General features: G+C 69.2%; 24 protein-coding genes. 16 read left to right on the top strand and 8 right to left on the bottom strand.

Annotated elements, in window-relative coordinates; genetic code table 11:
- Nucleotides 1-131: 131 nt before the first annotated feature.
- Nucleotides 132-2,030 (top strand): ABC transporter transmembrane domain-containing protein, encoded by a 1,899-nt coding sequence (locus ACH4EW_RS24730; protein ID WP_398260329.1) that lies wholly within the window; start codon nucleotides 132-134, stop codon nucleotides 2,028-2,030.
- The gene (locus tag ACH4EW_RS24735; protein ID WP_398260331.1) at nucleotides 2,027-3,808 is read left to right on the top strand and encodes an ABC transporter ATP-binding protein; all 1,782 of its coding nucleotides are present in this window, start codon (nucleotides 2,027-2,029) and stop codon (nucleotides 3,806-3,808) included. Before ACH4EW_RS24730 ends, ACH4EW_RS24735 begins: the two co-directional genes overlap by 4 nt.
- 78 nt (nucleotides 3,809-3,886) lie before the next feature.
- On the opposite strand, the gene ACH4EW_RS24740 is transcribed toward ACH4EW_RS24735, so the two are convergent.
- On the bottom strand, nucleotides 3,887-4,678 hold the full coding sequence (locus tag ACH4EW_RS24740; protein ID WP_398260333.1) for a metal-dependent hydrolase: 792 nt from the start codon (nucleotides 4,676-4,678) through the stop codon (nucleotides 3,887-3,889).
- A 138-nt stretch (nucleotides 4,679-4,816) separates the two neighbouring features.
- Between ACH4EW_RS24740 and ACH4EW_RS24745 the strand changes: the two genes are divergently transcribed.
- A complete protein-coding gene (locus ACH4EW_RS24745; protein WP_398260335.1) occupies nucleotides 4,817-7,330 on the top strand; it encodes a DEAD/DEAH box helicase in 2,514 nt (837 codons plus the stop codon).
- 49 nt (nucleotides 7,331-7,379) lie between these two features.
- Nucleotides 7,380-8,252 (top strand): acyl-CoA thioesterase, encoded by an 873-nt coding sequence (locus ACH4EW_RS24750; protein WP_398260337.1) that lies wholly within the window; start codon nucleotides 7,380-7,382, stop codon nucleotides 8,250-8,252.
- A gap of 12 nt (nucleotides 8,253-8,264) precedes the next feature.
- On the opposite strand, the gene ACH4EW_RS24755 is transcribed toward ACH4EW_RS24750, so the two are convergent.
- The 3 genes from ACH4EW_RS24755 to ACH4EW_RS24765 all read right to left on the bottom strand — a co-directional run bounded on the left by ACH4EW_RS24755 (nucleotide 8,265) and on the right by ACH4EW_RS24765 (nucleotide 9,428).
- Nucleotides 8,265-8,504 (bottom strand): DUF6011 domain-containing protein, encoded by a 240-nt coding sequence (locus tag ACH4EW_RS24755; protein WP_398260339.1) that lies wholly within the window; start codon nucleotides 8,502-8,504, stop codon nucleotides 8,265-8,267.
- 65 nt (nucleotides 8,505-8,569) lie between these two features.
- On the bottom strand, nucleotides 8,570-8,866 hold the full coding sequence (locus tag ACH4EW_RS24760; protein ID WP_398260341.1) for an SHOCT domain-containing protein: 297 nt from the start codon (nucleotides 8,864-8,866) through the stop codon (nucleotides 8,570-8,572).
- Between the two features lie 115 nt (nucleotides 8,867-8,981).
- The gene (locus ACH4EW_RS24765) at nucleotides 8,982-9,428 is read right to left on the bottom strand and encodes a DUF6325 family protein (RefSeq protein WP_398260343.1); all 447 of its coding nucleotides are present in this window, start codon (nucleotides 9,426-9,428) and stop codon (nucleotides 8,982-8,984) included.
- A 309-nt stretch (nucleotides 9,429-9,737) separates the two neighbouring features.
- Between ACH4EW_RS24765 and ACH4EW_RS24770 the strand changes: the two genes are divergently transcribed.
- Nucleotides 9,738-11,108 carry a chloride channel protein gene (locus ACH4EW_RS24770; protein WP_398260345.1) on the top strand — a complete coding sequence of 457 codons (1,371 nt, stop codon included), beginning with the start codon at nucleotides 9,738-9,740 and terminating at the stop codon, nucleotides 11,106-11,108.
- A gap of 44 nt (nucleotides 11,109-11,152) precedes the next feature.
- Here ACH4EW_RS24770 and ACH4EW_RS24775 read toward each other — a convergent pair whose 3' ends face one another.
- Nucleotides 11,153-11,590: a hypothetical protein gene (locus tag ACH4EW_RS24775; RefSeq protein ID WP_398260347.1), complete on the bottom strand. Its 438-nt coding sequence runs from the start codon at nucleotides 11,588-11,590 to the stop codon at nucleotides 11,153-11,155.
- A 472-nt stretch (nucleotides 11,591-12,062) separates the two neighbouring features.
- On the opposite strand from ACH4EW_RS24775, the gene ACH4EW_RS24780 reads away from it, so the two are divergent.
- Nucleotides 12,063-12,551, top strand: coding sequence for a glutathione peroxidase (locus ACH4EW_RS24780; protein ID WP_398260349.1), 489 nt, complete (start codon nucleotides 12,063-12,065; stop codon nucleotides 12,549-12,551).
- Nucleotides 12,552-12,902: 351 nt separating this feature from the next.
- Here ACH4EW_RS24780 and ACH4EW_RS24785 read toward each other — a convergent pair whose 3' ends face one another.
- Nucleotides 12,903-14,129, bottom strand: a complete 1,227-nt coding sequence (locus ACH4EW_RS24785) for an acyl-CoA dehydrogenase family protein (RefSeq protein WP_398260351.1) — start codon at nucleotides 14,127-14,129, stop codon at nucleotides 12,903-12,905.
- A gap of 172 nt (nucleotides 14,130-14,301) precedes the next feature.
- Here ACH4EW_RS24785 and ACH4EW_RS24790 point away from each other — a divergent pair, with 172 nt between their 5' ends.
- On the top strand, nucleotides 14,302-14,952 hold the full coding sequence (locus tag ACH4EW_RS24790; protein ID WP_398260353.1) for a TetR family transcriptional regulator: 651 nt from the start codon (nucleotides 14,302-14,304) through the stop codon (nucleotides 14,950-14,952).
- 12 nt (nucleotides 14,953-14,964) lie between these two features.
- Here the strand turns inward: ACH4EW_RS24790 and def are convergent, their stop codons facing one another.
- Nucleotides 14,965-15,510: a peptide deformylase gene (def, locus tag ACH4EW_RS24795; RefSeq protein ID WP_398260355.1), complete on the bottom strand. Its 546-nt coding sequence runs from the start codon at nucleotides 15,508-15,510 to the stop codon at nucleotides 14,965-14,967.
- 114 nt (nucleotides 15,511-15,624) lie between these two features.
- Here def and ACH4EW_RS24800 point away from each other — a divergent pair, with 114 nt between their 5' ends.
- From ACH4EW_RS24800 to ACH4EW_RS24840, 9 genes are all read left to right on the top strand, one after another.
- The gene (locus ACH4EW_RS24800; protein ID WP_093893409.1) at nucleotides 15,625-16,863 is read left to right on the top strand and encodes a MurT ligase domain-containing protein; all 1,239 of its coding nucleotides are present in this window, start codon (nucleotides 15,625-15,627) and stop codon (nucleotides 16,861-16,863) included.
- A gap of 34 nt (nucleotides 16,864-16,897) precedes the next feature.
- Nucleotides 16,898-17,626 carry a type 1 glutamine amidotransferase gene (locus ACH4EW_RS24805; protein WP_398260358.1) on the top strand — a complete coding sequence of 243 codons (729 nt, stop codon included), beginning with the start codon at nucleotides 16,898-16,900 and terminating at the stop codon, nucleotides 17,624-17,626.
- 142 nt (nucleotides 17,627-17,768) lie between these two features.
- Nucleotides 17,769-18,794, top strand: coding sequence for a 6-phosphofructokinase (locus ACH4EW_RS24810; protein ID WP_398260360.1), 1,026 nt, complete (start codon nucleotides 17,769-17,771; stop codon nucleotides 18,792-18,794).
- Nucleotides 18,795-18,906: 112 nt separating this feature from the next.
- Entirely contained in the window at nucleotides 18,907-19,857 is a 951-nt protein-coding gene (locus ACH4EW_RS24815; protein WP_398260362.1) for a cytochrome c oxidase assembly protein, read from the top strand.
- A 67-nt stretch (nucleotides 19,858-19,924) separates the two neighbouring features.
- Nucleotides 19,925-20,083, top strand: a complete 159-nt coding sequence (locus ACH4EW_RS24820; RefSeq protein WP_398260364.1) for a hypothetical protein — start codon at nucleotides 19,925-19,927, stop codon at nucleotides 20,081-20,083.
- Nucleotides 20,084-20,355: 272 nt separating this feature from the next.
- Entirely contained in the window at nucleotides 20,356-20,958 is a 603-nt protein-coding gene (locus tag ACH4EW_RS24825) for a hypothetical protein (protein ID WP_398260366.1), read from the top strand.
- Between the two features lie 4 nt (nucleotides 20,959-20,962).
- Nucleotides 20,963-21,379, top strand: coding sequence for a cupredoxin domain-containing protein (locus tag ACH4EW_RS24830; protein WP_398260368.1), 417 nt, complete (start codon nucleotides 20,963-20,965; stop codon nucleotides 21,377-21,379).
- A 220-nt stretch (nucleotides 21,380-21,599) separates the two neighbouring features.
- Complete coding sequence (locus ACH4EW_RS24835) at nucleotides 21,600-23,498, top strand: APC family permease (RefSeq protein ID WP_398260370.1); 1,899 nt, start codon at nucleotides 21,600-21,602, stop codon at nucleotides 23,496-23,498.
- Nucleotides 23,499-23,669: 171 nt separating this feature from the next.
- Nucleotides 23,670-24,719, top strand: a complete 1,050-nt coding sequence (locus ACH4EW_RS24840) for an NAD-dependent epimerase/dehydratase family protein (protein WP_398260372.1) — start codon at nucleotides 23,670-23,672, stop codon at nucleotides 24,717-24,719.
- 75 nt (nucleotides 24,720-24,794) lie between these two features.
- On the opposite strand, the gene ACH4EW_RS24845 is transcribed toward ACH4EW_RS24840, so the two are convergent.
- A complete protein-coding gene (locus ACH4EW_RS24845) occupies nucleotides 24,795-26,372 on the bottom strand; it encodes an alpha/beta hydrolase (RefSeq protein ID WP_398260374.1) in 1,578 nt (525 codons plus the stop codon).
- Nucleotides 26,373-26,623: the final 251 nt, after the last annotated feature.

The raw sequence follows: 26,623 nt of genomic DNA on the forward strand, positions 1-26,623 counted from the left end.
CATCGCGACCATGGCGCGATGAGGGCCGTTCTCGGAGAAAACCAATTGCTCCGACGGACGTCCCGGGGCGAACCTTGCACGGTTTGAGTCATCCGCCGAACAAACCGATACACACCGAACCATGGGACATCATGCAGATTCGCGATCTTCCGTACTCGGATCCCGGCGATCCCGATGTCCGGTCGGGCCCACGCTTCCTGTTGTGGCTCGGCCGCAATCAGCTCCGCGGCCAGCTCAAGTCCATGTCCTGGGGTCTGTTGCATCAGTGCTCCCTTGCCGGGCTGCCTCCTGCCATCGGCTTCGCCGTGCAGGCGGTCGTCGACCGTTCCGGCAGTCGGCTCGCGTGGGCAGGCGGCCTGCTCGCGGTCCTCGGTGTGCTGATCGCACTGGCCGACACCATGCTCCACCGGGCCGCCATCACCAACTGGATCACCGCCGCCGCGCGCGTTCAACAACTGCTGGCCCGTAAGACCGCGGAGCTCGGTGCTGCGCTGACCCGCCGGGTCGCAGCGGGCGAGGTCGTCGCGGTGTCCACCGGCGACGTCGAAAAGATCGGCTGGTTCGTCGAGGCGCTCTCCCGCTTCGCGGCATCCGCTGCCGCCCTCGTGCTGATCTGCGTGGGGCTCATCCTCTATCTGCCGTCGCTGGGTGTACTGGTGGCACTCGCCATGCCGCTGCTGGCCCTGGCTGTGCTGCCGCTGCTCCCCCGGGCCACCCGGCGCGCCGACCTCCAGCGCGAAAAGGCGGGCAAAGCCACCGAACTGGCCTCGGACACGGTCGCGGGGCTGCGGGTACTGCGCGGGATCGGCGGCGAGGAACTGTTCCTCGGCCGCTACCGGCGCGCCTCGCAGGAGGTCCGCAAAGCCGCTGTGCGCAGCGCACAGATGTGGTCGCTGATCGCGGCGATCCAAGTGCTGCTGCCGGGCGTGCTGCTCATCTCGCTGGTCGTGTACGGGGCGACGCTGGCCCGCGACGGCCGGATCGAGGTCGGTCAGCTGGTCACGGTGTACAGCGCGGCATCGCTGCTGCTGTTCCCGCTGCGTCACTTCGAGGAGATCGCGATGGCGTACTCCTTCTCCCGGCCCTCCGCACAGCGCGCGGTCCGGGTGCTGTCGCTGCACCGCACGGCCCAGCCGTCGACCGTCGACGTGACACCGACCGGCGATCTGTACGACCCGGTCACCGGGCTGATGGCCCCGGCCGGCCTTTTCACCGCGGTGGTCTGCGGCGATCCGGACGAGGCGGGCCGGCTGGCCGAGCGTCTCGGCGGACACGCGCATGCGAGCGCGGATCCGGACGCGGACCAGGCCTCGAACGGGGCGGAGGTTTCGGCAGAGAACGGAGCAAGCGACTCCACGGACGACTCCACGGCGGCGCAGAAAACCCCGTCCGTTCTGCTCGGTGGCGTACCGCTGGACGAACTCCCGCTGGACTCGGCGCGGACCGCCGTACTGGTCCAGGACAAGGACCCGGTACTGCTCTCAGGCACCCTGCGCGAGCTGCTCGACGTTCCGTCGTCCGGCCGGGTGACCGCCGAGGACGCGCTGTCCGCCGCCCAGTGCGCCGATGTGCTGGACTCGTTGGCGCAGGCGTCCGTCGCCGCGGACGGCGACCCGATGACGACACGCATCACCGAACGCGGCCGGTCACTCTCGGGCGGCCAGCGCCAGCGGCTCGCTCTGGCCCGCTCGTTGGTGACCGACCCGGAGGCGCTGGTTCTCGACGAGCCGACCTCCGCCGTCGACTCGCACACGGAGGCACGGGTCGCCGCCGGAGTCAAGGCACTGCGCCAGGGCCGTACGACCGTGGCGTTCGCCTCGTCACCGCTGCTGCTCGACCTCGCGGACCGGGTGGTGCTGGTGCACCGAGGCTCTGTCGTCGCGGTCGGCGCACACCGTGAACTCCTGCACACGGACCCCCGCTATCGAGCGATCGTGACGCGCGAGACGGATGACGAGATCGCGGTCCTGACCACTCAGGACGCGATCAAGAGGATCAAGACGATCGAGGAAATCGAGGAACGGGCATGATCGGCGTCGCACAACCGGCGTACGACCCGGCCGCACCGGAGTCGGCGACGACCCTGCCGGTCGGCACCCCCACCACCGTACGGAGCTATGTACGGGAACTGCTGCGGCGCCATCGCAGACCGTTCACCGTGCTCATCTCGTTCAACGCCATCGCGGTGATCGCTTCGATCGTCGGCCCGTATCTGCTGGGCGGGCTGGTCGAGGACCTCTCCGACGGCGTCACCGATCTGCATCTGGAACGCACCGCCGGGGTGTTCGCGCTCGCGCTGATCGTGCAGACCGTGTTCACCCGGATGATGCGTCTGCGCAGCGCGATGCTCGGTGAGGAGATGCTGGCCGATCTGCGCGAGGACTTCCTCGTACGGTCGGTCGGCCTGCCGCCGGGCGTACTGGAGCGGGCCGGGACCGGTGATCTCCTCTCCAGGATCACCACGGACATCGACCGGCTGGCCAATGCGATGCGCGAGGCCGTGCCGCAGCTGGCGATCGGTGTGGTGTGGGCGGGGCTGCTCCTGACCGCGCTCGCCGTGACGGCTCCGCCGCTGGCGCTCTCGGTTCTGGTCGCCCTGCCCGTCCTGATCCTCGGCTGCCGCTGGTACTTCAAGCGGGCGCCGTCCGCCTACCGTTCGGAGGCCGCCGGGTATGCGGCGGTCGCGGCGATGCTCGCGGAGACCGTGGATGCCGGACGGACCGTGGAGGCCCACCGTCTGGGTGCGCGCCGGGTGGCGCTGTCGGACCGGCGGATCAAGGAATGGACGGCGTGGGAGCGGTACACGCTCTTCCTGCGTTCGGTGCTCTTCCCCGTCATCGACGTCACCTACGTGACGATTCTCGGCGCGGTGCTGATGCTCGGCGGCTGGTTCGTCATCGAGGGCTGGCTGACCGTGGGACAGCTGACGACGGGAGCGCTGCTGGCTCAGATGATGGTCGACCCGATCGGCCTGATCCTGCGCTGGTACGACGAGTTGCAGGTCGCGCAGGTGTCGCTGGCCCGGCTGGTCGGCGTCCGGGACATCGAGCCGGACGCGGGCGATGCCGAGGTCGTCCCGGACGGCCGTGATGTCCGGGCGGACGAGGTGCGCTTCGGCTACCGCGCCGGGCTCGACGTCCTGCACAAGGTGTCGCTGGACGTGGCACCGGGTACGCGCCTCGCACTGGTCGGCCCGTCCGGCGCCGGCAAGTCCACGCTGGGCCGGCTGCTGGCCGGGATCTACGCCCCGCGTACGGGTGAAGTCACACTCGGTGGGGCGGAGTTGTCGCGGATGAAGGCGGAGCGCGTACGGACGCATGTGGCGCTGGTCAACCAGGAGCACCATGTGTTCGTCGGTTCGCTGCGGGACAACCTCCTGCTGGCCCGTGCCGGCGCCGAGGACACCGAGCTGTGGGCGTCGCTCGCGGCGGTCGACGCGGCCGGCTGGGCGCGGGCCCTGGAAGAGGGGCTGGACTCCGAAGTCGGCTCCGGCGGCCTGGCGCTGACACCGGCTCAGGCCCAGCAGATCGCACTGGCCCGGCTGGTCCTGGCCGATCCGCACACACTGGTGCTGGACGAGGCGACATCGCTGCTGGACCCGCGTGCCGCCCGGCACCTGGAACGTTCACTGGCACGGGTGCTGGACGGTCGTACGGTCGTGGCGATCGCCCACCGGCTGCACACCGCACACGACGCGGATGTGATCGCGGTGGTCGAGAGCGGCCGGATCAGCGAACTGGGAAGTCATGACGAGCTGGTGGCTGCGGACGGCGCCTATGCGGCGCTGTGGCGGTCCTGGCACGGGTGAGGACTGCCGAGCACGCAGACGGCCGCGATCCGGCGGTCCGATCTCAGGGGCAGGAATCCCGAGGTCCGACTGCGGTGGTCAGATGAAGTTCAGCGCCGCCGCCCCGCTCACTCCCCCGAGCACCATGAAGGCCGGCATCAGCACCTTCAGCTCCACCCAGCTGCCGGCCCGGAAGCGCATGCCCTTCGGCGGCCCGACCGGGTACCAGCGCTTGCGGCCCAGCGGGATGGGCCACAGTATCGGACAGCCGGAGACGGTCAGCGCGTCACCGATGTCATGGACGAGGGCGCCGAGCACGATCGGCAGCCCGAGCCACAGATACTCCTGGCCGGGGGCGCTGAAGAGCCAGTCCGAGCCGTTCCCCGGCTTGTCCAGGATGTCAGCCAGCAGCCAGGCGCTGGTCGCGCCGAGCAGCCACACCAGGACGTCGCTGGACATCCGTGCGGCCCGCCACAGCAGTCCTTCGACGGCGAGCACCATGTGGACGAAGAGGATCGCCAGGACCGCCCACCGGCCGCCGGTGATCGCCGCGGCGGAGGCCGCGGCGCCGATCAGGACCGCCCACAGCCAGGTGTGCGTCAGAGTCCGGTGGCCGCCGTTCCTGCGCGGGTCGCCGGAGCCCCGGGTCGCCTTGTAGACGGCGTGCGAGAGCTTGTCGACGATCTCGCAGAGTCCCCGGGAGACCGGCCCGAAGGCGCGCGAAATGGTCGCGGACTTGTGGTCGAGGTCCGGGGCGAGTGCGGCTCCGGCGGTGATCAGCGCACCGACGACGAGGACGGGCCACGGCATCGCGTGGCCGGCGGCGTCCGCCGCCGCGCCCACCCCCAGCCAGGCCGCCGCCCCTGACAGAGAGTGTGCCGGTCCCATCATGATTCTTCCCGCCCCCAAAGTTGTCCTGCTGCCATTGCCGCCCGGGCACGGCCGAGTTGAGTGGGCAGCGTACCGTCCGTGATCTTCATATGGTCGTCCGGTTCCCTCATCCGGGCGGAAGGCAGGCAAGATGGGGGCGTGACCCTTATCGATCAGCTGCCCCCGACCGACGACCCCGACGCCCTCTTCGAGGCTTTCTCGTCATGGACCGAGACGCGGGGCATCACCCTCTATCCCGCTCAGGAGGAGGCGCTGATCGAGGTGGTCTCCGGCGCGAATGTGATCCTTTCCACCCCGACCGGCTCCGGAAAGAGCCTGGTCGCGGCGGCTGCGCACTTCACCGCCCTGGCCCAGGACAAGGTCACCTTCTACACCGCGCCGATCAAGGCACTGGTCTCGGAGAAGTTCTTCGACCTGTGCAAGCTGTTCGGAACGGAGAATGTCGGCATGCTCACCGGCGACGCCTCCGTCAACGCCGACGCCCCGGTGATCTGCTGCACGGCCGAGGTGCTGGCCTCCATCGCGCTGCGCGACGGGAAGTACGCCGACATCGGCCAGGTCGTGATGGACGAGTTCCACTTCTACGCCGAGCCGGACCGCGGCTGGGCCTGGCAGATCCCGCTCCTGGAGCTGCCGCAGGCCCAGTTCGTCCTGATGTCGGCCACGCTCGGTGACGTCAGGATGTTCGAGGAGGACCTGACCCGCCGCACCGGCCGGCCCACTTCCGTGGTGCGCTCCGCGACCCGGCCGGTGCCGCTCAGTTACGAGTACCGGCTCACCCCGATCACCGAGACCCTCACCGAACTCCTGGAGACCAGGCAGTCGCCCGTCTACATCGTGCATTTCACGCAGGCCGCGGCCGTCGAGCGGGCGCAGTCGCTGATGAGCATCAACATGTGCACCAAGGAGGAGAAGGAGAAGATCGCCGATCTGATCGGCAACTTCCGCTTCACCACCAAGTTCGGCCAGAACCTCTCCCGCTATGTGCGCCACGGCATCGGGGTGCATCACGCGGGCATGCTGCCGAAGTACCGGCGCCTGGTGGAGAAGCTCGCCCAGGCCGGTCTGCTGAAGGTGATCTGCGGTACGGACACCCTCGGCGTCGGCGTCAACGTGCCCATCCGCACAGTGCTGTTCACGGCGCTCACCAAGTACGACGGCACGCGCGTCCGTACGCTGCGCGCCCGTGAGTTCCACCAGATCGCGGGCCGTGCGGGCCGGGCCGGTTTCGATACGGCGGGCTTTGTCGTGGCGCAGGCGCCCGAGCACGTCATCGAGAACGAGAAGGCGGTCAGGAAGGCGGGCGACGACCCGAAGAAGAAGCGCAAGGTGGTCCGCAAGAAGGCCCCCGAGGGCTTTGTCGCCTGGTCGGAGACCACCTTCGACAAGCTGATCCAGTCCGATCCGGAGCCGCTGACCTCCCGCTTCCGGGTCACGCACACGATGCTGCTGTCGGTGATCGCGCGTCCCGGCAATGCCTTCGAGGCGATGCGGCGTCTGCTGGAGGACAACCACGAGCCGCGCAGGGCGCAACTGCGTCACATCCGCCGGGCCATCGCGATCTACCGCTCGCTGCTGGACGGCGGTGTCGTGGAGCAGCTCGACAAGCCGGACGCGGAGGGCCGTACCGTCCGGCTCACGGTCGATCTCCAGCAGGACTTCGCGCTCAACCAGCCGCTGTCCACCTTCGCGTTGGCCGCCTTCGATCTGCTGGACCCCGACTCTCCCTCGTACGCGCTCGACATGGTCTCCGTCGTCGAGTCGACGCTCGACGATCCACGGCAGATCCTCGCCGCCCAGCAGAACAAGGCGCGCGGCGAAGCGGTCGGGCAGATGAAGGCGGACGGAGTCGAGTACGAGGAGCGCATGGAGCTGCTCCAGGACGTCACATACCCCAAGCCACTGAGCGAGCTGCTGTGGCACGCGTACGACGTCTACCGCAGGAGCCACCCGTGGGTGGGCGACCACCCGGTGTCGCCGAAGTCCGTGATCCGTGACATGTACGAACGCGCCATGACGTTCACGGAGTTCACCTCCAACTACGAGCTGGCCCGCACCGAGGGCATTGTGCTGCGCTATCTCGCGAGCGCGTACAAGGCTCTTGAGCACACGATTCCGGACGACATCAAGTCCGAGGACCTCGAGGACCTGATCGCCTGGCTCGGCGAGATGGTCCGACAGGTGGACTCCAGTCTCCTCGACGAGTGGGAGCAGCTCGCCAACCCGGAGGTGGAGACCGCCGAGGAGGCGCAGGAGCGGGCCGACGAGGTGAAGCCTGTCACGGCCAACGCCCGCGCCTTCCGGGTGCTGGTGCGCAATGCGATGTTCCGCCGGGTCGAGCTGGCCGCGCTGGACAAGGTCGGCGAGCTCGGCGAGCTGGACGGCGACGCGGGCTGGGACGAGGACGCGTGGGGCGATGCGATGGACGCCTACTGGGACGAGTACGAGGATCTGGGCACCGGCCCGGACGCCCGCGGGCCGAAGCTGCTGAAGATCGACGAGGACGCCGCGCACGGCCTCTGGCGGGTCCGGCAGACCTTCGCCGACCCCAACGGCGACCACGACTGGGGCATCAGCGCGGAGATCGATCTGGCCGCCTCCGACGAGGAGGGCCGGGCCGTCGTCCGCGTCACCTCCGTCGGTCAGCTGTGAGGGCGTACGCCGTGGGAGCGGCGCCACTGCGAGAGTGGAGACGAACCACATGACGAACCCCGCCGAACGCCTGGTCGATCTGCTCGACCTGGAGCGGATCGAGGTCAATATCTTCCGTGGGCGCAGCTCGCAGGAGTCGCTGCAGCGGGTCTTCGGCGGGCAGGTCGCCGGGCAGGCGCTTGTGGCGGCCGGCCGTACCACCGACGGGGACCGGCCTGTCCATTCGCTGCACGCCTACTTCCTGCGACCGGGGCGTCCGGGTGTGCCGATCGTCTACGAAGTCGAGCGCATCCGGGACGGCCGGTCGTTCACGACCCGCCGGGTGACGGCCGTCCAGCAGGGCCGGACGATCTTCAATCTGACGGCGTCCTTCCACCGGCCGGAGGAGGCGGGCTTCGAGCACCAGCTGCCGCCCGCCCGTGAGGTCCCCGACCCCGAAGAGTTGCCCACCGTCGCCGCGGAGGTGCGTGAGCACCTCGGGGTGCTTCCGGAGTCGCTGGAGCGCATGGCCCGTCGGCAGCCCTTCGACATCCGGTACGTCGACCGGCTGCGCTGGACGCAGGAGGAGGTCAAGGGCGCGGACCCGCGCAGTGCGGTCTGGATGCGTGCGGTCGGCCCGCTGGGCGACGACCCGCTGGTGCACACCTGCGCGCTGACATACGCCAGCGACATGACGCTGCTCGACGCGGTCCGTATCCCGGTGGAGCCGTTGTGGGGTCCGCGCGGTTTCGACATGGCATCGCTGGACCACGCGATGTGGTTCCACCGGCCGTTCCGTGCGGACGAGTGGTTCCTCTACGACCAGGAGTCGCCGGTCGCAACAGGCGGACGGGGGCTGGCGCGCGGCCGGATCTACGACCGCGGGGGCAATCTGCTGGTGTCCGTGGTGCAGGAGGGGCTGTTCCGCCGCCTGGGCGAGTAGCGGTGCCCGGGCTCAGATGCCGGGGAGGGGGTCCTGCTCGACCTCGTGGCGGCGGGTGCGGATGTCCGGGGGCGCCGGGTGCAGTTTGGCGTCGCAGGCGGGGCCGAGGCCGGTGCGGCGTGACTCCGTACCGGTGAGCGGGCGCCCGCACATGCGGCAGCGCACCACCCGTCGACGGGCGGTCCGGGCGGTCGGGCCGTCCTCGGGCAAGGGCTCGATGCCGGATTCGGGGAAGGGTTCAGCGGGCTCCACGAATCGATCCTCTCAAGACGCCCGTCTGCTCCGCGACTTCCGAACGGCATACAACACAGGATGGGTCAGGGCGCGAGGATTCTGGCCTTCTGGGCAGCGAACTCGCTTTCGCTCAGCACTCCTTGGTTCTTCAGGTCACCGAGGTCCTTGAGCTGAGCGATCTTGTTGCTCATCTCGTCCTCCGGCGCGAGCGACGTGGGAGCGGACGGCGGAGGCGCTGTGGGGACGGGCTGGGTCTGCGCCTGCGCGGCGTACTGCCGTGCCCAGCGGCCCGCCTGTCTCCGGGAGACCCGGTTGGAGACCGAGGTGGCGGTTCCGGCGATCACCGCCGTACGGGCGATGCCGCGAAGAAGGCCTGGCATGGTGCATCTCCTTTGACTTGCTCTGCGGGGACGGTCGGCCCGGCCCCGACCCTGCCGGACGGTCGGCCCGACCGGGGATCCGCGGCGATCGTCGCCCGAGGGGACCGGGAACGGCTCAGACCGTGGACTCGGCTGCGTCGAGCGAGGCCAGGACCTCCTGGATCGGGATACGCCCGTTGGCGACGAGCCGGCCTCCGGAGCGGCGCAGCGCCGCGGCGAACGGTCCCGCCCACACGTTCTCGTAGATGATGATTCCGGCAGCGCTGCCGGGTTCGAGGACCGCGCTCGCTTCGGCGATGTCGTCCTCTCCGAGCAGGCCGGAGGACGCCCCTTCGAACACGGCCAAGGCATCACCGCCGTTCCGGGTCAGCTCGGTGAGTTCCACGCCCTCGACCGTTCCGTCCTTGTTCTTCCTGATGAACATCAGGTCCAGGATGCGGATGATGCCCTGGTCGACCAGGCCGACCAGCATGGGCAGTCCTTCTCCCGTCATCCGGCTTCCCGCCGGGAACTCGACCACCAGGTAGTCGATCGGTCCTGTCTCGTCGCTCTCGCCGCTCACGCCAGCTCCTCAGCATCTCGACTGCCCCGGTTCCGCCGGAGACCACGGCCTTGGCCATTGCACCAGCGGGTGGGCCGCGGCGCATCTCGGTGCCGCACGTGGACTCACATCGGACGTCGGCCTCGGCCGTTGTTACGCCGTGAGCAGTGGCCCGCTCACGGCGCTGCTCCGAGCGAATGGCCGTACAAGAATCACCGCCCTCACACAGCGGGTGTATCACGGCCACGTCCCCGCATTGTGCTAACTCCTTGTGAACGCTTGCGGGACAGCGTGTTCCAGATGGGTTCCGACGCTGAGGAGACAACGTTCATGTCGGCCAAGCCCGTCGCGGCGCCCACCACAGCGCCGCCGGACCCCTTCGGACTGATCCGCACGCGTGCTTACGCCATGCTTCTCGTGGTGGCGGCGATTCTCGGGGTCCCGATCTCGGCTGCGGCATTCGGCTTCCTCGCTCTCGTCCACGAACTCCAGTCGCTCACCTACGACGACCTGCCCAAGGCGCTGGGCTTCACCGGTACGCCCTCCTGGTGGCCGGTGCCGCTGCTTGCCGTGGCCGGCCTGCTGGTCGGGCTGACCGTCCGCCATCTCCCCGGGAACGGCGGCCACCGGCCCGCCGACGGTCGCATGAAAACGGGGGCGCCCACGGCGGTGGAGCTGCCCGGCATCGCACTCGCGGCACTCGCCTCGCTGGGCGCCGGGGCGGTACTCGGTCCCGAGGCGCCGCTCATCGCGCTCGGCGGCGGTCTGGCCACGTTCGCGGTGCGTCTGGTGAAGCCCGGCATCAGCCCCAAGGCGAGTGCCGTGGTGGCAGCTGCGGGGAGCTTCGCCGCCATCAGCGCACTTCTGGGGTCTCCGCTCCTGGGTGCCTTTCTCCTGATGGAGGCCTCAGGGCTGGCCGGGATGATGCTCGGGATCGCCCTGGTGCCCGGCCTGCTCGCCGCCGGTATCGGGGCGCTCATCTTCACCGGTCTCGGCTCATGGACCGGCCTGGGGACGTACTCCCTGGAGCTCCACCACGTGCCCCACGCCGAGAAGACCGACATCGCGCAGTTCGGCTGGGCGGTCGTGCTGGGCCTCGCGGCGGCCTTCGCCGGTACGGGCATTCAGCGGCTCGCCCTGTTCCTGCAGGCTCGGGTCGAGCGGCGGACGGTGGTGGCCACCGCGGTCATGGGCCTGGTCGTCGGTCTGGTGGCGTTCGTGTACGCGGAGAGCACGGGGAGGGACGCCTCCGGGGTCCTGTACTCCGGGGAGAGCGCGCTCGACCCGCTGCTCTCCGAGAGCGCGGGCTACTCGGTTGCCACGCTCCTCGTGCTCGTCCTCTGCAAGGCGCTGGCGTACTGCGCGTCCCTGAGCAGCTTCCGGGGTGGCCCTGTCTTTCCGGCGATGTTCGTAGGAGCGGCGGGCGGGATCGCGCTGTCCCATCTCCCCGGGCTGAACCTGACGTCGGGCTTCGCAATGGGCATCGGCGCCATGTGCGTGGCGATGCTGAAGCTGCCGATGACCTCGGTACTGCTGGCCACGCTGCTGCTGGGATCCGAGGGCCTCACCGTCATGCCGCTGGTGATCGTCTCGGTCGTGATCTCCTATGTCGTCACGCTACGGCTCGTTCCGTCATCGGCCGCCTTGCCTCCGGCACCCGACGCTCCGACAGGTGCCGGCTCAGGACCGGACCGAGAATGACGGGCAGGCCGTGGCCGCCCGATCAGAGGTCACCCGACAGGCTCTCAGGCCACTTTCGCCTCCTGCGGGCCCGCACACAGCGCCCAGAGGATGAGGACGTTGATGGCGATGAGCACGATGGACCAGAACGGGTAGAAGGGCAGCCACAGGAAGTTGGCGAGTGCACTCAGGCCTGCGACCACGATGCCCACGACGCGTGCCTGTGCGACCCCGGCAAGCAGCGCACAGCCGGTGACGGCTATGACGATGCCCAGAATGAAGTGGATCCAGCCCCAGCCGGTGAGGCTGAAGTGAAACATATAGTTGCGCGCGGCGACGAAGACTTTGTCCTTGGCGATGGCGGCGATCCCTTCAAAGGCCGCCATCGCTCCGCCGAAGATCATCAGAACCGCCGCGAAGGTGGTCCAGCCGTACCGGAAGGGATGATGCGAACTCGGAGTGGCGTCACGCACCACACTCGGCCCGGTGCTGGCACTGGCCATATCGGCCTCCTCGGGTAGCAGCGCAACCCGGCAGACCCGAGTGGGCCCGCCGGGACCTCCCGGAACAAGCGTGGCACGACAGCACCCGGTCAGCAGAACAACCACGTCCGGCCCTCGCCCATGACACGGCTCTTCTCATATCGGGGCGCTTCCGGCTGCGCGGCCCATCGCACTTCCACTGCCCCGGACCGGAGCAGGTCCGCTACGCACTGGTGATCGCCCTGCCGTGAAAGCTGTGCAGCCGGGACAGGACCCGCCTCGCGATCGGGACCGTCTCCCCGGACCCGAACTGGCACCTGCGCCGATGAGTTGGCCGTCCTCGTGGTGGATACCGAGAGCGGCGGCCCTGCCGAACAGCCCTACCGTTCGGCAGGCAACGCTTTCCTCGGCTGGATCCTGCCGATCGATTTCGTGCCGATCAACTTGTGGGCGTGACAATGGCCGTGGAAGTCACCCTCACAAGGAGAGCCTCATGACGCTGTACGACATCCCGCTGCGCACGCTCACCGGCGAGCCCACCTCCCTGGCCGACTACCGCGGCCGGGCGGTCCTGTTGGTGAACGTCGCCTCGAAGTGCGGACTCACCCCGCAGTACGCGGGCCTGGAGCGGCTCCAGAACGAGTACGCGGACCGCGGCTTCACCGTGCTCGGCGTGCCGTGCAACCAGTTCGCCGGCCAGGAGCCGGGGAGCGCGGAGGAGATCCGGACCTTCTGCTCGACGACGTACGGTGTCAGCTTCCCGCTGCTGGAGAAGACCGACGTGAACGGCGAAGGGCGCCACCCGCTCTACGCCGAGCTGACCGGGCTCGCGGACCAGGACGGCGAGGCCGGTGACGTCCAGTGGAACTTCGAGAAGTTCCTCATCTCGCCTGCGGGCGAGCCGGTCGCGCGCCTGCGCCCGGGCACGGAGCCGGAGGCGCCGGAGCTCGTCGCGGCCATCGAGGCCCAGCTGCCCGCCTGACCGGTTCCGTCCTCGATACCGGACGGCAGCTTTGTCCCCAATCGCCGGACTGACTGAAATTTCAGCCAATCCGGCGATTGAGGACAGCCGACGCGGGGTGCCGGGCCGCACGAGCGTGAACCGTGCACACCACCGCCCTCTGCCCGGCCCTAAGGGCTGTCCCGTAATCCGTGGTGGATCAGCGCGCGGCGTCAGATGTGGTGCATCGCAAGACGGAGGGACGCCCGAATACTGGATGTATTCGGGCGTCCCGACAACGCGGCGAGGATGGGGCCTCCCCTGCTCGAGCGCAGCCGAGAGCTTGGGGAAGCAGCTGTCGTCGCGCGCCCACCAGGGATTACGGGACAGCCCTTAGCGGATCGGCACGCCCGAGAGGGTGCGTGCGATCACCAGGCGCTGGATCTCGCTCGTGCCCTCGAAGATCGTGTAGATCGCCGCGTCCCGGTGCATCCGCTCCACCGGGTACTCGCGGGTGAAGCCGTTTCCGCCGAGGATCTGGACGGCCTGCGCGGTGACCTTCTTCGCCGTCTCGCTCGCGTACAGCTTCGACATGGAGCCCTCGGCCGAGGTGAACGGCTTGTCGGTGCTCGCCATCCAGGAGGCGCGCCAGACCAGCAGCCGGGCCGCGTCGATCTGCGTGCGCATGTCGGCGAGCTGGAAGGCGACGCCCTGGTTGTCGATGATCGGCCGGCCGAACTGGGTGCGGGTCTTTGCGTAGTCCAGCGCGACCTCGTACGCGGCACGGGCGGTGCCGACCGCCATGGCACCGACCGCGGGGCGGGAAGCCTCGAAGGTGGCCATCGCCGCGTTCTTCACCCGTTCGCCACCGGACGCGGCGCGCTCACGGGCCCGGGCCAGGCGCTGGTCGAGCTTCTCCTTGCCGCCGAGCAGGCAATGGCCGGGGACACGGACGTCCTCCAGGACGACCTCGGCGGTGTGCGAGGCACGGATGCCGTGCTTCTTGAACTTCTGGCCCTGGGAGAGACCGGGGGTGTTCGGCGGCACGATGAACGAGGCGTGCCCCTTGGAGCCGAGCTCCGCGTCGACCACGGCGACGACGACATGGACGTTGGCGATGCCGCCGTTGGTCGCCCAGGTCTTGGTGCCGTTCAGCACCCACTCGTCCTTGGCCTGGTCGTACACCGCGCGGGTACGCATCGAGGCGACGTCGGAACCTGCGTCCGGCTCGGAGGAGCAGAAGGCGGCGACCTTCACATCCTTGGCGTCGCCGTACATCTGCGGGATCCAGGTGCCGATCTGCTCCTCGGTACCGTTGGCGAGGACGCCCACGGCCGCCAGGCCCGTACCGACGATCGACAGGGCGATGCCCGCGTCCCCCCAGAAGAGCTCCTCCACAGCCATCGGAATACCGAGGCCCGTCGGGTCGAAGAACTGCTGGGCATAGAAATCGAGGGAGTAGATGCCGAGCTTGGCCGCCTCCTGAATGACGGGCCATGGCATTTCCTCACGCTCGTCCCACTCCGAAGCCGCCGGACGGATCACATCCGCGGCGAAGCCGTGAAGCCAGTCACGGACCTGCTTCTGGTCATCATTGAGTTCGAGCGTGAACTCAGCCATGTTCCCCTCCACGTACTGCCCCGGAAAACCACTCGTTACTTGCGGTAACCGCAGTCTGTTACCGGCAAGTAGCCCCTGTCAACCGCCCGGTTCCGATCCGCGTCCCGCAGGGCAGGGTGTTACGTTGCGCAGGCAGGACGCAATTGCATGGCCAGGGGCGGGGAGAGGCGACATGGAGACCACAGGACAGGCCGAGCGCCAGCGGACAGCGGCCGAGAACCGCCGCCGCGAGCTGCTCGAGGCCGCCGACCGCGTGGTACTCAGGGACGGACCGGGGGCCTCGATGAACGCCATCGCGGCGGAGGCCGGAATCACCAAGCCCATCCTCTACCGGCACTTCGGCGACAAGGGCGGCCTCTACCGCGCCCTCGCCAAGCGCCACACCGATGCCCTGCTCATCGCTCTGCGGGCCGCGCTCGACGCGCCCGCCGAGCGCCGTCGGCGCGTGGAGTCGACGCTCGACACCTATCTCGCCGCGATCGAGGCCCGCCCGCAGGTCTACCGCTTCCTGATGCACCCCTCCGACGACTCGGCACCCACGAACGAGCAGGGCTTCGATGTCGGACGGCACTCCGCGCCGCTGCTGCGCCGGCTCGGCGAGGAGCTCGCCCTGGTGATCGCCGAGCGGGTGGATCTGGGCCCGGACAGCGAGGCCATGGCCCGCATATGGGGCCACGGTATCGTCGGCATGATGCACGCCGCGGGCGACTGGTGGCTGGGGGAACGCCCCTGTCCCCGGGAGCAGTTGGTGCGCAGCCTGGCGGATCTGCTGTGGGGCAGGCTGGCTGCCGCGGGCGACAGGCCCGGCGGCCCGGGGTTCTGAGGGGCCGCGCGGTCAGCCGCCGGGCGCCCAGGGCGCCCGGCGGGCCGCGCGCAGCGCCCTCGCCCGGCGCAGCCCGGTCAGCCGGTCCGTGTAGACCATGCCTTCGAGATGGTCGCACTCGTGCTGCAGGCAGCGTGCGAAGAAGCCGGTGCCGTTGATCCGTACCGGCTCGCCCTCGACGGTCACACCCTCGACCACGGCACGGTCGAAGCGCGGGGTGCCGGCCTCGATGCCGGGCAGCGACAGACAGCCCTCCGGGCCGCGTACGGTGATGCCGTCCGCCTCGACCAGCTTCGGGTTGACGAGATGCCCGAGGTGACGGACGTCGTCGTCGTCCGGGCAGTCGTAGACGAACACCCGCAGCGGAACGCCGACCTGATTGGCCGCGAGTCCGACCCCCTGGGCCGCGTACATGGTGGCGTACATGTCCTCGACGAGGCGGGCGAGCGAGGGACCGAAGTCCGTGACGGGTTCACAGGCACCGTGCAGCACCGGATCACCGAGCAGACTCATGGCACGAATCAGTCCGGAACTGCCGGGGATCGGGCGTTTTCGCATGGCAGCAATCGTACGTTCCGCGTGACCTCCACCTCCCGGACGGTGCCGCGGTGCGGTCGCCGCGCCGGACATCGATAGGCTGGGCGCGGACCGATGCAAGGAGGATCTAGGACGATGGCAGGCAACACGGAGCCGCTGTCGCCGCGGGCCAAGCTGGCCGTGACGGCGGGTAAGGCCGCGGCAGCGGTGTCGCGCGCTGCGGGGCGCGGCAGCGGATCGGTGATCGGCGGCCGGGTGGCACTCAAGCTCGACCCCGACCTGCTGGGGCGGCTGGCGCAGCACCTGGACGTGATCCTCGTGTCGGCGACGAACGGCAAGACGACGACGACCCGGCTGATCGCCGAGGCTCTGCGCGCCGCGGGCCCGGTCGTGTCGAACGCGCTCGGAGCGAACATGCCCGCGGGCATCACCTCGGCGCTGGCGGGCGGCTCGGACGCGAAGTACGGCGTGATAGAGGTCGACGAGAAGTACCTCGCCGGGGTCGCACGTGACACGACGCCCAAGGTGATCGCACTGCTCAACCTCTCCCGCGACCAGCTGGACCGCGCCGCGGAGACCCGGATGCTCGCGGAGAAGTGGCGTGAGGGGCTGTCCGGTTCGAAGGCCGTGATCGTCGCGAACGCCGACGACCCGCTGATCGTCTGGGCGGCGTCCTCCTCCCCCAATGTGGTGTGGGTCGCGGCCGGCCAGGCGTGGAAGGACGACGCCTGGTCCTGCCCGTCCTGCGGTGGTGTGATGCAGCGCCCCGGCGACGACTGGTTCTGCGGCGAGTGCGGATTCCGCCGCCCCGCCCCCAGTTGGGTGCTGCACGGCGACTACGTCCTGGATCCGCACGGATCGGCATGGCCGATCCACCTCCAGCTGCCCGGACGCGCCAACAAGGCCAACGCCACCAGCTCCGCCGCCGTGGCCGCCGTCTTCGGTGTGCCGCCACAGGTCGCGCTGGAGCGCATGTATCAGGTGCAGGCCGTCGCGGGCCGCTATGACGTGGTGTCCTTCCTCGGCCGTGAGCTACGGCTGCTGCTGGCGAAGAACCCGGCGGGCTGGCTCGAAACGTTTTCCCTGATCGACCCGCCGCCCACCCCGGTGATCCTCTCCGTCAACGCCCGTGGCGCGGACGGCACGGACACCTCCTGGCTGTGGGACGTGGACTACACCCAGCTCGCCGGTCACCCGATCTTCGTGCTCGGCGACCGCAAGCTGGACCTCGCGGTCCGTCTCGAAGTGGCCGGTCTCGACTTCCGGGTCTGCGAGAACCTCGACGAGGCCGTGCAGCAGGCCCCGCCCGGCCGTATCGAGGTCATCGCCAACTACACCGCCTTCCAGGACCTGCGCCGTCGTGTCGGCAACTGACCCCGGCCCCGGCCACCTCCGGAGAGGACGAAGCATGAGCAACAACGGTCTGCGCCTGGTCTGGGTCTACCCCGACCTCCTCAGCACCTACGGCGACCAGGGCAATGCGCTCGTGGTGGAGCGCCGGGCCCGGCAGCGCGGTCTCGACGTGCAGCGCGTCGACGTCCGCAGCGACCAGCCGGTTCCGACGTCCGGCGACATCTACCTGATCGGCGGCGGTGAGGACCGGCCACAGCGTCTCGCCGCGGAGCGGCTGCGCCGCGACGGCGGGCTCAGCCGGGCCGCGTCCAACGGCGCGATCATCTTCTCGGTCTGCGCCGGGTACCAGATCCTCGGCCATGAGTTCATCAATGACCTCGGTGAGCGCGAGCCGGGTCTCGGGCTGCTCGACGTGGTCTCCACCCGTGGCGAGGGGGCCCGGTGCGTCGGTGACGTACTGGCCGACATCGACCCGCGCCTCGGCCTGCCGCCGCTGACCGGTTTCGAGAACCACCAGGGCATCACCCATCTCGGCCCGACGGCACGGCCGTTCGCCCGGGTGCAGTTCGGCCGGGGCAACGGCACCGGCGACGGCACCGAGGGTGCGTACAACGACACCGTCTTCGGTACGTACATGCACGGGCCCGTGATGGCGCGCAACCCGCTGATCGCGGATCTGCTGCTGAAGCTGGCGCTCGATGTCAACGCCCTGCCGCCGACGGACGACCGCTGGTACGAGGCGCTGCGCGCCGAGCGCATCGCCTCGGCGACCCAGACCGCCTGATGAGGCACATTTCGCTCAGCTGAGCGGCGTCCAGCAGGCGGACGCCCGGTTCGGTCCCGTCGCCCTGCGCCGGTAGGGTGGCGGGATCCAACCGGACGACGTGGTCCGGTCGTCGGCCCACGTTGCAAAGGTTTCCCGGGCAATGCGAATTGGTGTGCTCACCTCCGGCGGCGACTGCCCCGGCCTCAACGCCGTCATCCGTTCCGTCGTGCATCGCGCGGTGGTCGACCACGGCGACGAGGTCATCGGCTTCCACGACGGGTGGAAGGGTCTCCTCGAGTGCGACTACCGCAGGCTCGACCTCGACGCGGTCGGCGGCATTCTCGCCCGCGGCGGCACGATCCTCGGCTCCTCCCGGGTCCAGCCCGCCCATCTGCGCGGCGGCGTCGAACAGGCCAGGGGTCACGTCGCCGATCTCGGTCTCGACGCGATCATCCCGATCGGCGGCGAGGGCACGCTGAAGGCGGCCCATCTGCTCTCCGAGGCGGGTCTGCCGATCGTCGGCGTACCGAAGACGATCGACAACGACATCGCCTCCACGGATGTGACCTTCGGCTTCGACACCGCCGTCGGTGTCGCCACCGAGGCCCTCGACCGGCTGAAGACCACCGCCGAATCGCACCAGCGGGTGCTGATCGTCGAGGTCATGGGCCGCCACACCGGCTGGATCGCCCTGCACTCGGGCATGGCGGCCGGTGCGCACGCCATCGTCGTGCCGGAGCGCCCCTTCGACATCGACGAGCTGACCGAGCTGGTCGGCAAGCGCTTCTCGGCCGGTAAGAAGTTCGCGATCGTCGTGGTCGCCGAGGGCGCCAAGCCCCGCGAGGGCTCCATGGAGTTCGAGCAGGGCACCAAGGACATCTACGGGCACGAGCGGTTCGCCGGCGTGGCCACGCAGCTCTCCGTCGAGCTGGAGCAGCGCCTCGGCAAGGAGGCCCGCCCGGTGATCCTCGGCCATGTGCAGCGCGGTGGCACCCCGACCGCGTACGACCGTGTTCTCGCCACCCGTTTCGGCTGGCACGCGGTGGAGGCCGCGCACCGTGGCGAATTCGGCCTGATGACGGCATTGCACGGCACGGACATCGTGATGGTGCCGTTGAGCGAGGCCGTGGAGACCCTGAAGACGGTACCGGCCGAGCGGTACGCCGAGGCGGAGTGCGTGCTCTGAGCGACACCCCTGTCCGACGAACTGCCCCCGGCCGCAGCTGCGGCCGGGGGCAGTTCTACTCTGGTCGGGACAACCGGCACGATACGGGGACGTCCCCAGCGGGAGTGAACAGATGGATCACAGCGGGCACGGCATGAACATGGATCTGCCGCCGTTCACGCTGGGACGTGGGCTCCAATTCTCCGCGGACCCGTTCTTTCTCATCAGCTGCGTTCTCGCCCTGGGCCTGTACGGGTACGCCGTACTGAGGCTGCGCAGGCGCGGGGACAGCTGGCCGGTCGGCCGGCTCGTCTTCTTCGTCATCGGCGTGCTGTCCATCGCCCTGGTGATGTGCACCAAGCTGAACGACTACGGCATGGTCATGTTCAGTGTGCACATGGTGCAGCACATGGTGATCAGCATGTTGTCACCGATCCTGCTGCTGCTGGGCGCTCCGGTGACTCTGGCGTTGCGTGCGCTCCCGGTCGCGGGCCGTGGCCGAACCGGCCCGCGCGAGCTGCTGCTCATGCTGCTGCACAGCCGGTACATGAGGGTCATCACACACCCGGTCTTCACGATTCCGATGTTCATCGCCAGCCTCTACGCGCTGTACTTCACCCCGCTCTTCGACTTCCTGATGGGTTCGAAGGCCGGACACATCGCGATGATGGTGCACTTCCTGGCGGTCGGCCTGGTGTTCTTCTGGCCGATCATGGGCGTCGATCCGGGGCCGCACCGGCCCGGCTATGTGATGCGGATGCTGGAGCTGTTCGCGGGGATGCCGTTCCACGCGTTCTTCGGTATCGCGCTGATGATGGCCACGACGCCGATGGTGGAGACGTACAAGTACCCGCCGGCCTCGCTCGGCATCGACGCTCTGAGCGACCAGGGCGCGGCGGGCGGTATCGCCTGGGCATTCAGCGAGATCCCGTCGGTGCTGGTACTGATCGCGCTGGTCTTCCAGTGGTACCGCTCCGAACAGCGGATGGCGAAGCGCTCCGACCGGGCGGCCGACCGGAACGGGGACAAGGAGCTACAGGCGTACAACGCCTATCTCGCCTCGTTGCAGGCGCGCGGGCAGTAGCGGTGGGCACGCCTCCGGGGTGACGATGGCATCCACGGCCGCGTGGCCGATGAGGAGGGTGCGGGGTATGTCCGGATCCACGAAGACCATGGGAATGCTCACCGTGGCGGCCCTGGTGGCGGTCACCGCCTACACGGTGGCGCTGGGGAGCAGCGGCTGGCTCTGGTTCGGATGGGTGGTGCTCGGCCTGATCACCCTGGGGATGGCCGCGACGCGCGAGTCCTGAGCCGAGTGGGTCACCCGGCTCAGTGGCCGTGGCCTCACCGGGTCCTCGGATGATCTTCTGAGTTCGCACCGGGCAGGGAGTCGCGCCGCGGGTCCCACCCTCCGGAGGCAGTCGGCGGGTCCGGCTGGAGTACCGGTCGGCGGATGTCCTGCACCCGGACGGATTCGACCGGCGGGTCGCCCCGAGCGCCTGCCCGCTCCCCGGTCGCGGGGCCCCTAACGTTCGGGCCACAGTGCCGCCGGAGCGGCGGCCGGATCCGAGGAGCTCTTGTGATGGGGAACCGTGCAACGACAGCCGCTGCCGCGATCGCGGTGGGACTGTTCGCCGCCGCCGTCTGTGGCTGTTCGAACAGCGGCGGTGCGAAGTCGGCGGCGTCCGAATCCGCCGGTGCGAGCGCCCCGGCGGCATCAGGAAGCCCCTCTCCCTCGGCCTCCCCGTCGGAATCGGTCTCCGCGTCGGGAACCGTGGCCTCCGCGTCCAGTCCGCTCGGGACCATCCTGGTCGACGGGAAGGGCCGGACCCTCTACCTCTGGGAGGCCGACACCACGTCCAAGTCGACCTGCTCGGGCGATTGCGCCAAGGCATGGCCTCCCCTGATCGTCAGCGGCAAGCCGGTCGCCGGCAAGGGCGTGAAGGCCGGTCTGCTGGGTACGACGAAACGCAGCGACGGCAACAAGGAAGTCACGTACAACGGGCATCCCCTTTACTACTTCGCGGGTGACAAGAAGGCCGGTGACATCAACGGCCAGAACGTGAACGACTTCGGCGCTGCGTGGTACGTACTCGACACGTCCGGTAACAAGGTCACGGGCACAGCGAAATCAGGCACGCCGAAGCCGGGTCCGGCTCAGCCGACCAGCGGTGGCGGTCACTGACATCATGTGCGCTCCGATTCTGCCCGGCCGGGCAGGTATCACCGTGGCCGCAGCGGTCGTCTGCACGACCGCTCTCGTCGGCTGTTCGAACAGCGGCGGCAGCTCGACGCCCTCCAGCGCCACACCACCCGCTTCCGCCTCGCCCTCCCCCACTTCCTCCCCGGCCGGCAAGGTGCTGATCACGATCAAGGACTTCGCGTTCGAGCCGGCCCGTCTGACGGTCGCACCGGGCACGCTGATCACCGTGGTCAACAAGGACGCGGCGACCCACACCGTGACCGCGACCGGCAGCAAGGCGTTCGACACCGGCAATGTCGCGTCGGGGCGCACGGTCAGCTTCACCGCGCCGACCAAGCCCGGCACGTACTCGTTTATCTGCACAATTCACCCTTATATGAAGGGTTCACTCATCGTCCGGTGACGCGTACGGAATCCCGCGCGGGAGAAAGACGCGGTCGGCGGTTCTGCCGGTGGTCGGCAGCAGCTCTGAAACGTCCTGTCCGTTCCGCCGTCGCCCCGACCGCCCTGTCAAGAACGCGCGAAGAGATCACCGTTTCGCGCCAAGGATGCGCCATCAACAGTCATCACCGGCCGAAAAGGAGAACACCCTGAGCAGACCCGATCAAAGGACCGCGAAGCACATGTCTGTTCCAACCTCAGACCCCGGTTCGGCACCTAGTGCCGAGGAACCCCCCGATACCGGGGCCCGGCACAAGCTCACCGCCCTCACCGGCCTGGCCGCGCTCTCGCTCGACGCGATGGCCTCGGTGGCGTACGGGCCCGAGGCGATCGTCCTGGTCCTGGCGGCGGCCGGCGGCCACGGGCTCGGCTTCACGCTCCCTGTCACGGTGGCGATCGCCGTCCTCCTGGCCGTCCTCGTGGCCTCGTACCGCCAGGTCATAGCGGCCTTCCCGGACGGTGGCGGAAGCTACGCGGTCGCCAGGACGCACATCGGCCGCCGCACCAGCCTGGTCGCGGCCGCCTCGCTGGTCCTGGACTACGTCCTCAACGTCGCGGTCGCCGTCACTGCCGGAGTGGCCGCGCTGACCTCCGCCTTCCCCGGCCTGTACGACGACCGTCTGTGGCTCTGTCTCGGCGTGCTTGTCCTGATAACCGCGGTGAATCTGCGCGGGATCGTCGATTCCGCGCGTGCGTTCGTCGTGCCGACCGCGGTGTTCATCGGGTCGATCCTGGCGCTGATCGCGGTCGGTCTCTTCCGGTCCGCCCCGGTGAGCACCGAGGCAGCCGCCGGCCATGCCTCCGTGCTCGCCGACGACGCCACCACCGTCGGGGCGCTGCTCCTACTCAAGGCCTTCGCCTCGGGCTGTTCGGCGCTCACCGGTGTCGAGGCCATCGCCAATGCCGTTCCGTCCTTCCGCGCCCCGGCCGTCCGCCGCGCCCAGCATGCGGAGGTCGCGCTCGGTGCGCTCCTGGGTGTGATGCTGATCGGTCTGTCCGTGCTGATCTCCCGGTTCGGTCTGCAGCCGGTCGAAGGTGTCACCGTGCTTGCGCAGCTCACCGAAGCATCGTTCGGCCACCATCTCGCCTTCTACATCGTGCAGTTCGCCACCATGGTGCTGCTGGCGCTCTCCGCCAACACCTCTTTCGGCGGTCTGCCGGTGCTGCTGAAGCTGCTGGCCCGCGACAACTATCTGCCGCATGTCTTCGGCCTGAAGGCCGACCGGCAGGTCCACCGCCACGGGATCCTCACGCTCGCGGCCGTCTCCGCCGCGCTGCTTGTCTTCTCCGGGGGCGACACCAACACCCTCGTCCCGCTCTTCGCGATCGGCGTCTTCGTCGGCTTCACCATCGCCCAGGCCGGAATGGTCATCCACTGGTGCGGAGTGCGCGGGCCCAAGTGGGCGGGCAAAGCCGCGCTCAACGGCGCGGGCGCGCTCCTGACGGGGGTCAGCGCGGCCGTCGTCACGGCCACCAAGTTCCACGAGGGCGCCTGGCTGATCGTAGTCGCCCTGCCGTTGCTGGTCGCCGGCTTCGAGTGCGTCCACCGCGCGTATGCCAGCATCGGTGAGCGGCTGGGGGTCGGCCGTATCCCGGAGCGCCCGCACCGTGACCGCTCACTGGTAGTGGTCCCGGTCTCCTCCCTCACCCGGCTCACCAGCGAGGCTCTGACCGCGGCGGCATCGCTCGGCGACGAGGTCCGCGCGGTGACGGTGTGCCACCCCGATGCCGAGGACCGTATCCAGACCGAAGCCCTGGAGCGGGACTGGGCGCTGTGGAACCCGGGTGTCCCACTGGTGCGCGTCACCTCGCAGCGCCGTACGGTCGGTCGCCCGGTCGCCGCATATGTGCGCGAGCTGGCAGCCACGGACCCGGGGGTCCGGATCACCGTACTCATCCCCGAAGTCGAACCGGCCCATGTGTGGCAGCGGCTGCTGCAGAATCAGCGAGGTGCCCTCGTCGCACACGCCGTTCGCCGCGAGACGGACGCGGTGGTCTGCCGACTGCGGTTCCGGCTGTTGGATCCGCCGCACCGCCACCCGGTCCAAGTCGCCCCCGGCCACCGTTCCGTTCAGCCTTGATCACCTGATGTGGCGTCAATGCGGTGGCCCATCCATGAGGGCCCCGTCCGCACGACGGCCGGCTCTACGCCGGGCGGTCGAAGAAGTTCCCGAAGTCGCGACGCTGACGGCGAATCCGCGCTGGGTGAACTCCGCTGGTCCGGTCGACGGCCTCGCCATAGCGTGCCTCTCATGACCAAGGGAAGCGCATGGGTCCTCGGAGCGACGGGACAGATCGGGCGAGTGGCCGTGCAGGCGCTCGTCGAGGACGGCTGGGAGGTGACGGCCGCTTCGCGCGGCGGCGGCCGGGACACGCGGTGGGACGGCGCGGTGCGCACGACGGCTCTCGACCGGGACAAGGACGGGGTACTCGCGGCGGCGCTGGGCGACGGCTGTGACGTACTGGTCGACATGGTGGCGTACGGCGCGGATCACGCCCGGCAGTTGACCGGTCTCGCGGACCGGATCGGTTCGGCGGTGGTCATCTCCAGCGGTGCGGTGTACGAGGACGACCAGGGGCGCAGCTTCGACACACAGGGCGAGCCCGACGGAGCCCCGCGGTACCCCGTGCCGGTCCCGGAGACACAGCGCACCGTGCCGCCCGGGGATGCCACGTACGGAACGCGGAAGATACAACTGGAGCAGGATTTGCTTGCGGCAGGAAACAACCTGCCGGTGACGTTGTTGCGAGCGGGGGCGATCCATGGGGCGTACTGCCGTTCGCCCCGGGAGCTGTATTTCGTGAAGCGGCTCCTGGATGGCCGGGGTAGGCGGGTGCTCTCGTACGGCGGGACGTCCCGTTTCCACCCGGTCCATGTCTCCAATCTGGCCGAGCTGATCCGGCTCGCCGCCGGGCGGCCCGGTTCGCGGGTGCTCAATGCCGGGGATCCGCAGGCGCCGACGGTCGCCGAGATCGGCGAGGCCGTCGACGTGGTGCTCGGCCGGAAGACCGAGACCGTTCTGATGGCGGGCGCACCCGGGGAGGACGGCGTCGGCTCGACGCCCTGGAGCGCTGCCCATCCCCTCGTGTACGACATGGCAGCTGCCGAGCAGGAGCTCGGATACCGGGCCGTGACGGGCTATGTGGAGTCCCTTCCGGAGACGGTCGAGTGGATCGCCGCGCAACTGGAGGGCAGGGACTGGACGGAGGCCTTCCCCGTCATGCTGCGGGCGTACGGGAAGAAGCTCTTCGACTACGCGGCGGAGGACGCCTGGCTGGAGACGTACGACCGGAAGGCGTGAAGCGGAGTCCGTACGCGAGAACGGGCGGCCGGTGGTCCAAGACCGCCGGCCGCCCATGCCTGTGAGGCGTGACCGCTACGGCTTCGGGGTGGCGTGCGGGGCGCACGTCACGTCGCTGCGGTCGGTCCTGCCGGTGAGCAGGTAGGTGTCCACCCGCTCGTTGATGCAGGGGTTGACCAGGCCGGTGACACCATGCGAACCGGCGTCCCGCTCGGTGATGAGGCGCGAGCCCTTGAAGCGCTTGTGCAGTTCGACGGCGCCCTGGTACGGGGTGGCGGCGTCACGCTCGGACTGCACGATCAGCACCGGCGGCAGGCCCTTGTGGGTCTTCACGTCCAGCGGAGTCTGCTGCTTGGCCGACCATGTCGCACAGGGCAGGTTCATCCAGGCGTTGGCCCAGGTCATGAACGGGTAGTCCTTGTGCAGCCGGGTGTTGTCACGGTCCCACTTCTGCCAGCTGGTGGGCCACTTGGCATCCGCGCACTCGACCGCCGTGTACACGGCATTGCCGTTCTCCGAGGAGATGTTCCCCGCGATGTCCGACATGTCCGGGCCCGCGGCGTCGACCAGGGCCTGGGTGTCGCCGCCCAGGTAATCGCTCCAGGTCTGGGCGACGGAGGCCCAGGTGGAGTCGTAGTACGGCGCCCTCTGGAAGAAGCCGATGAGCTCGGCGGGGCCGACGACGCCGCCGATCGGGTTCCGCTTCGCGGCGGCGCGCAGCTTCAGCCACGCCTGCTCGACCTTCTCGGGGGTGTCGCCGATGTGGAAGGCGGAGTCGTTCTTGGCGACCCATGCCTTCCAGTCGTCCCAGCGCCCCTGGAAGGCGATGTCCTGGTTGAGGTTGGCCTGGTACCAGATGTTGTCCTTCGCCGGGTTGATGACGCTGTCGACAACCATGCGGCGGACGTGGGTCGGGAAGAGCGTGCCGTAGACCGCGCCCAGATAGGTGCCGTAGGAGACACCGAGGAAGTTGAGCTGCTTCTCACCGAGGGCGGCGCGGATGACATCCAGGTCGCGTGCGGTGTTCGGTGTGGTCATGTGCGGCAGCATGTCGCCACTGCGTTCGGCGCAGCCGTCCGCGTACTCGGCAGCGAGCTTTCGCTGGGCGCGCTTGTCGGCCTCGGAGTCGGGTACCGGGTCGGCCTTCGGAGCCGAGACGTACTCCTGGGGGTCGATGCAGGAGATCGGCGCGGAGTGGCCGACGCCCCGAGGGTCGAAGCCCACGAAGTCATAGGCCTTCGCCGCGTTCGCCCAGATCGGGCTCTTGTTGATGATGCGCTTCGGGAATGCCATGCCCGAACCGCCGGGGCCGCCCGGGTTGTAGAGCAGGGCGCCCTGTCGCTCGTCCTCCGTGCCGGTGCTGACGTGCCGGTCGACGGCGATCTTGATCTGCTTGCCGTCGGGCCTGGCGTAGTCGAGCGGCACGGTCACCCAGCCGCACTGGATCGGCTTGGCGATGGCCCAGTCGGCCGGACAGTCCTTCCAGTCGATGCCGGACCTGGCCGCCCGTGCCGCGGCGACCTGAACGCCGCGCGCCTCGGAACCCTGGTGGTGACGGCCTTCGGCAGTGGCCGCCGGTGCGGTGACCGTGCCTGCTATGAACGTGCCCGCGATCAGGGCGCCGGCCGAGCCGAGCACTGCTGTGCGTCTCAAGTGGAACCTCCCCCACATCTGAAGTGCCGCCGGTGGCGGCGCAGTCCATACAGGACCTCTCGCGGATCCTGTCGTGTGTGAGGTTCCTGAGAACAGGTCACACAGCCACTTCTTTACCGAATCAATAACCGGACACCCGTGTCCCGCTGAGCGTTCTTCACCCCGTCGGGGTCTTGAGTACGTCACTCAGTGCGTCGTCCAAGAAACTGCGCAGCAGGCGTGCGTCGGGGGAGACCGCCGTCACCGGAACA

This window comes from Streptomyces sp. NPDC018000 (assembly GCF_044328025.1).
GTDB lineage: Bacteria > Actinomycetota > Actinomycetes > Streptomycetales > Streptomycetaceae > Streptomyces.

Bases quoted from the DNA above. Each gene is read 5' to 3' on its own strand.
- ACH4EW_RS24730 (WP_398260329.1), top strand. From the start codon at position 132: ATGCAGATTCGCGATCTTCCGTACTCGGATCCCGGCGATCCCGATGTC.
- ACH4EW_RS24735 (WP_398260331.1), top strand. From the start codon at position 2,027: ATGATCGGCGTCGCACAACCGGCGTACGACCCGGCCGCACCGGAGTCG.
- ACH4EW_RS24740 (WP_398260333.1), bottom strand. From the start codon at position 4,678: ATGATGGGACCGGCACACTCTCTGTCAGGGGCGGCGGCCTGGCTGGGG.
- ACH4EW_RS24750 (WP_398260337.1), top strand. From the start codon at position 7,380: ATGACGAACCCCGCCGAACGCCTGGTCGATCTGCTCGACCTGGAGCGG.
- ACH4EW_RS24760 (WP_398260341.1), bottom strand. From the start codon at position 8,866: ATGCCAGGCCTTCTTCGCGGCATCGCCCGTACGGCGGTGATCGCCGGA.
- ACH4EW_RS24770 (WP_398260345.1), top strand. From the start codon at position 9,738: ATGTCGGCCAAGCCCGTCGCGGCGCCCACCACAGCGCCGCCGGACCCC.
- ACH4EW_RS24775 (WP_398260347.1), bottom strand. From the start codon at position 11,590: ATGGCCAGTGCCAGCACCGGGCCGAGTGTGGTGCGTGACGCCACTCCG.
- ACH4EW_RS24780 (WP_398260349.1), top strand. From the start codon at position 12,063: ATGACGCTGTACGACATCCCGCTGCGCACGCTCACCGGCGAGCCCACC.
- ACH4EW_RS24785 (WP_398260351.1), bottom strand. From the start codon at position 14,129: ATGGCTGAGTTCACGCTCGAACTCAATGATGACCAGAAGCAGGTCCGT.
- ACH4EW_RS24790 (WP_398260353.1), top strand. From the start codon at position 14,302: ATGGAGACCACAGGACAGGCCGAGCGCCAGCGGACAGCGGCCGAGAAC.
- def (WP_398260355.1), bottom strand. From the start codon at position 15,510: ATGCGAAAACGCCCGATCCCCGGCAGTTCCGGACTGATTCGTGCCATG.
- ACH4EW_RS24800 (WP_093893409.1), top strand. From the start codon at position 15,625: ATGGCAGGCAACACGGAGCCGCTGTCGCCGCGGGCCAAGCTGGCCGTG.
- ACH4EW_RS24805 (WP_398260358.1), top strand. From the start codon at position 16,898: ATGAGCAACAACGGTCTGCGCCTGGTCTGGGTCTACCCCGACCTCCTC.
- ACH4EW_RS24810 (WP_398260360.1), top strand. From the start codon at position 17,769: ATGCGAATTGGTGTGCTCACCTCCGGCGGCGACTGCCCCGGCCTCAAC.
- ACH4EW_RS24815 (WP_398260362.1), top strand. From the start codon at position 18,907: ATGGATCACAGCGGGCACGGCATGAACATGGATCTGCCGCCGTTCACG.
- ACH4EW_RS24820 (WP_398260364.1), top strand. From the start codon at position 19,925: ATGTCCGGATCCACGAAGACCATGGGAATGCTCACCGTGGCGGCCCTG.
- ACH4EW_RS24825 (WP_398260366.1), top strand. From the start codon at position 20,356: ATGGGGAACCGTGCAACGACAGCCGCTGCCGCGATCGCGGTGGGACTG.
- ACH4EW_RS24830 (WP_398260368.1), top strand. From the start codon at position 20,963: ATGTGCGCTCCGATTCTGCCCGGCCGGGCAGGTATCACCGTGGCCGCA.
- ACH4EW_RS24835 (WP_398260370.1), top strand. From the start codon at position 21,600: ATGTCTGTTCCAACCTCAGACCCCGGTTCGGCACCTAGTGCCGAGGAA.
- ACH4EW_RS24840 (WP_398260372.1), top strand. From the start codon at position 23,670: ATGACCAAGGGAAGCGCATGGGTCCTCGGAGCGACGGGACAGATCGGG.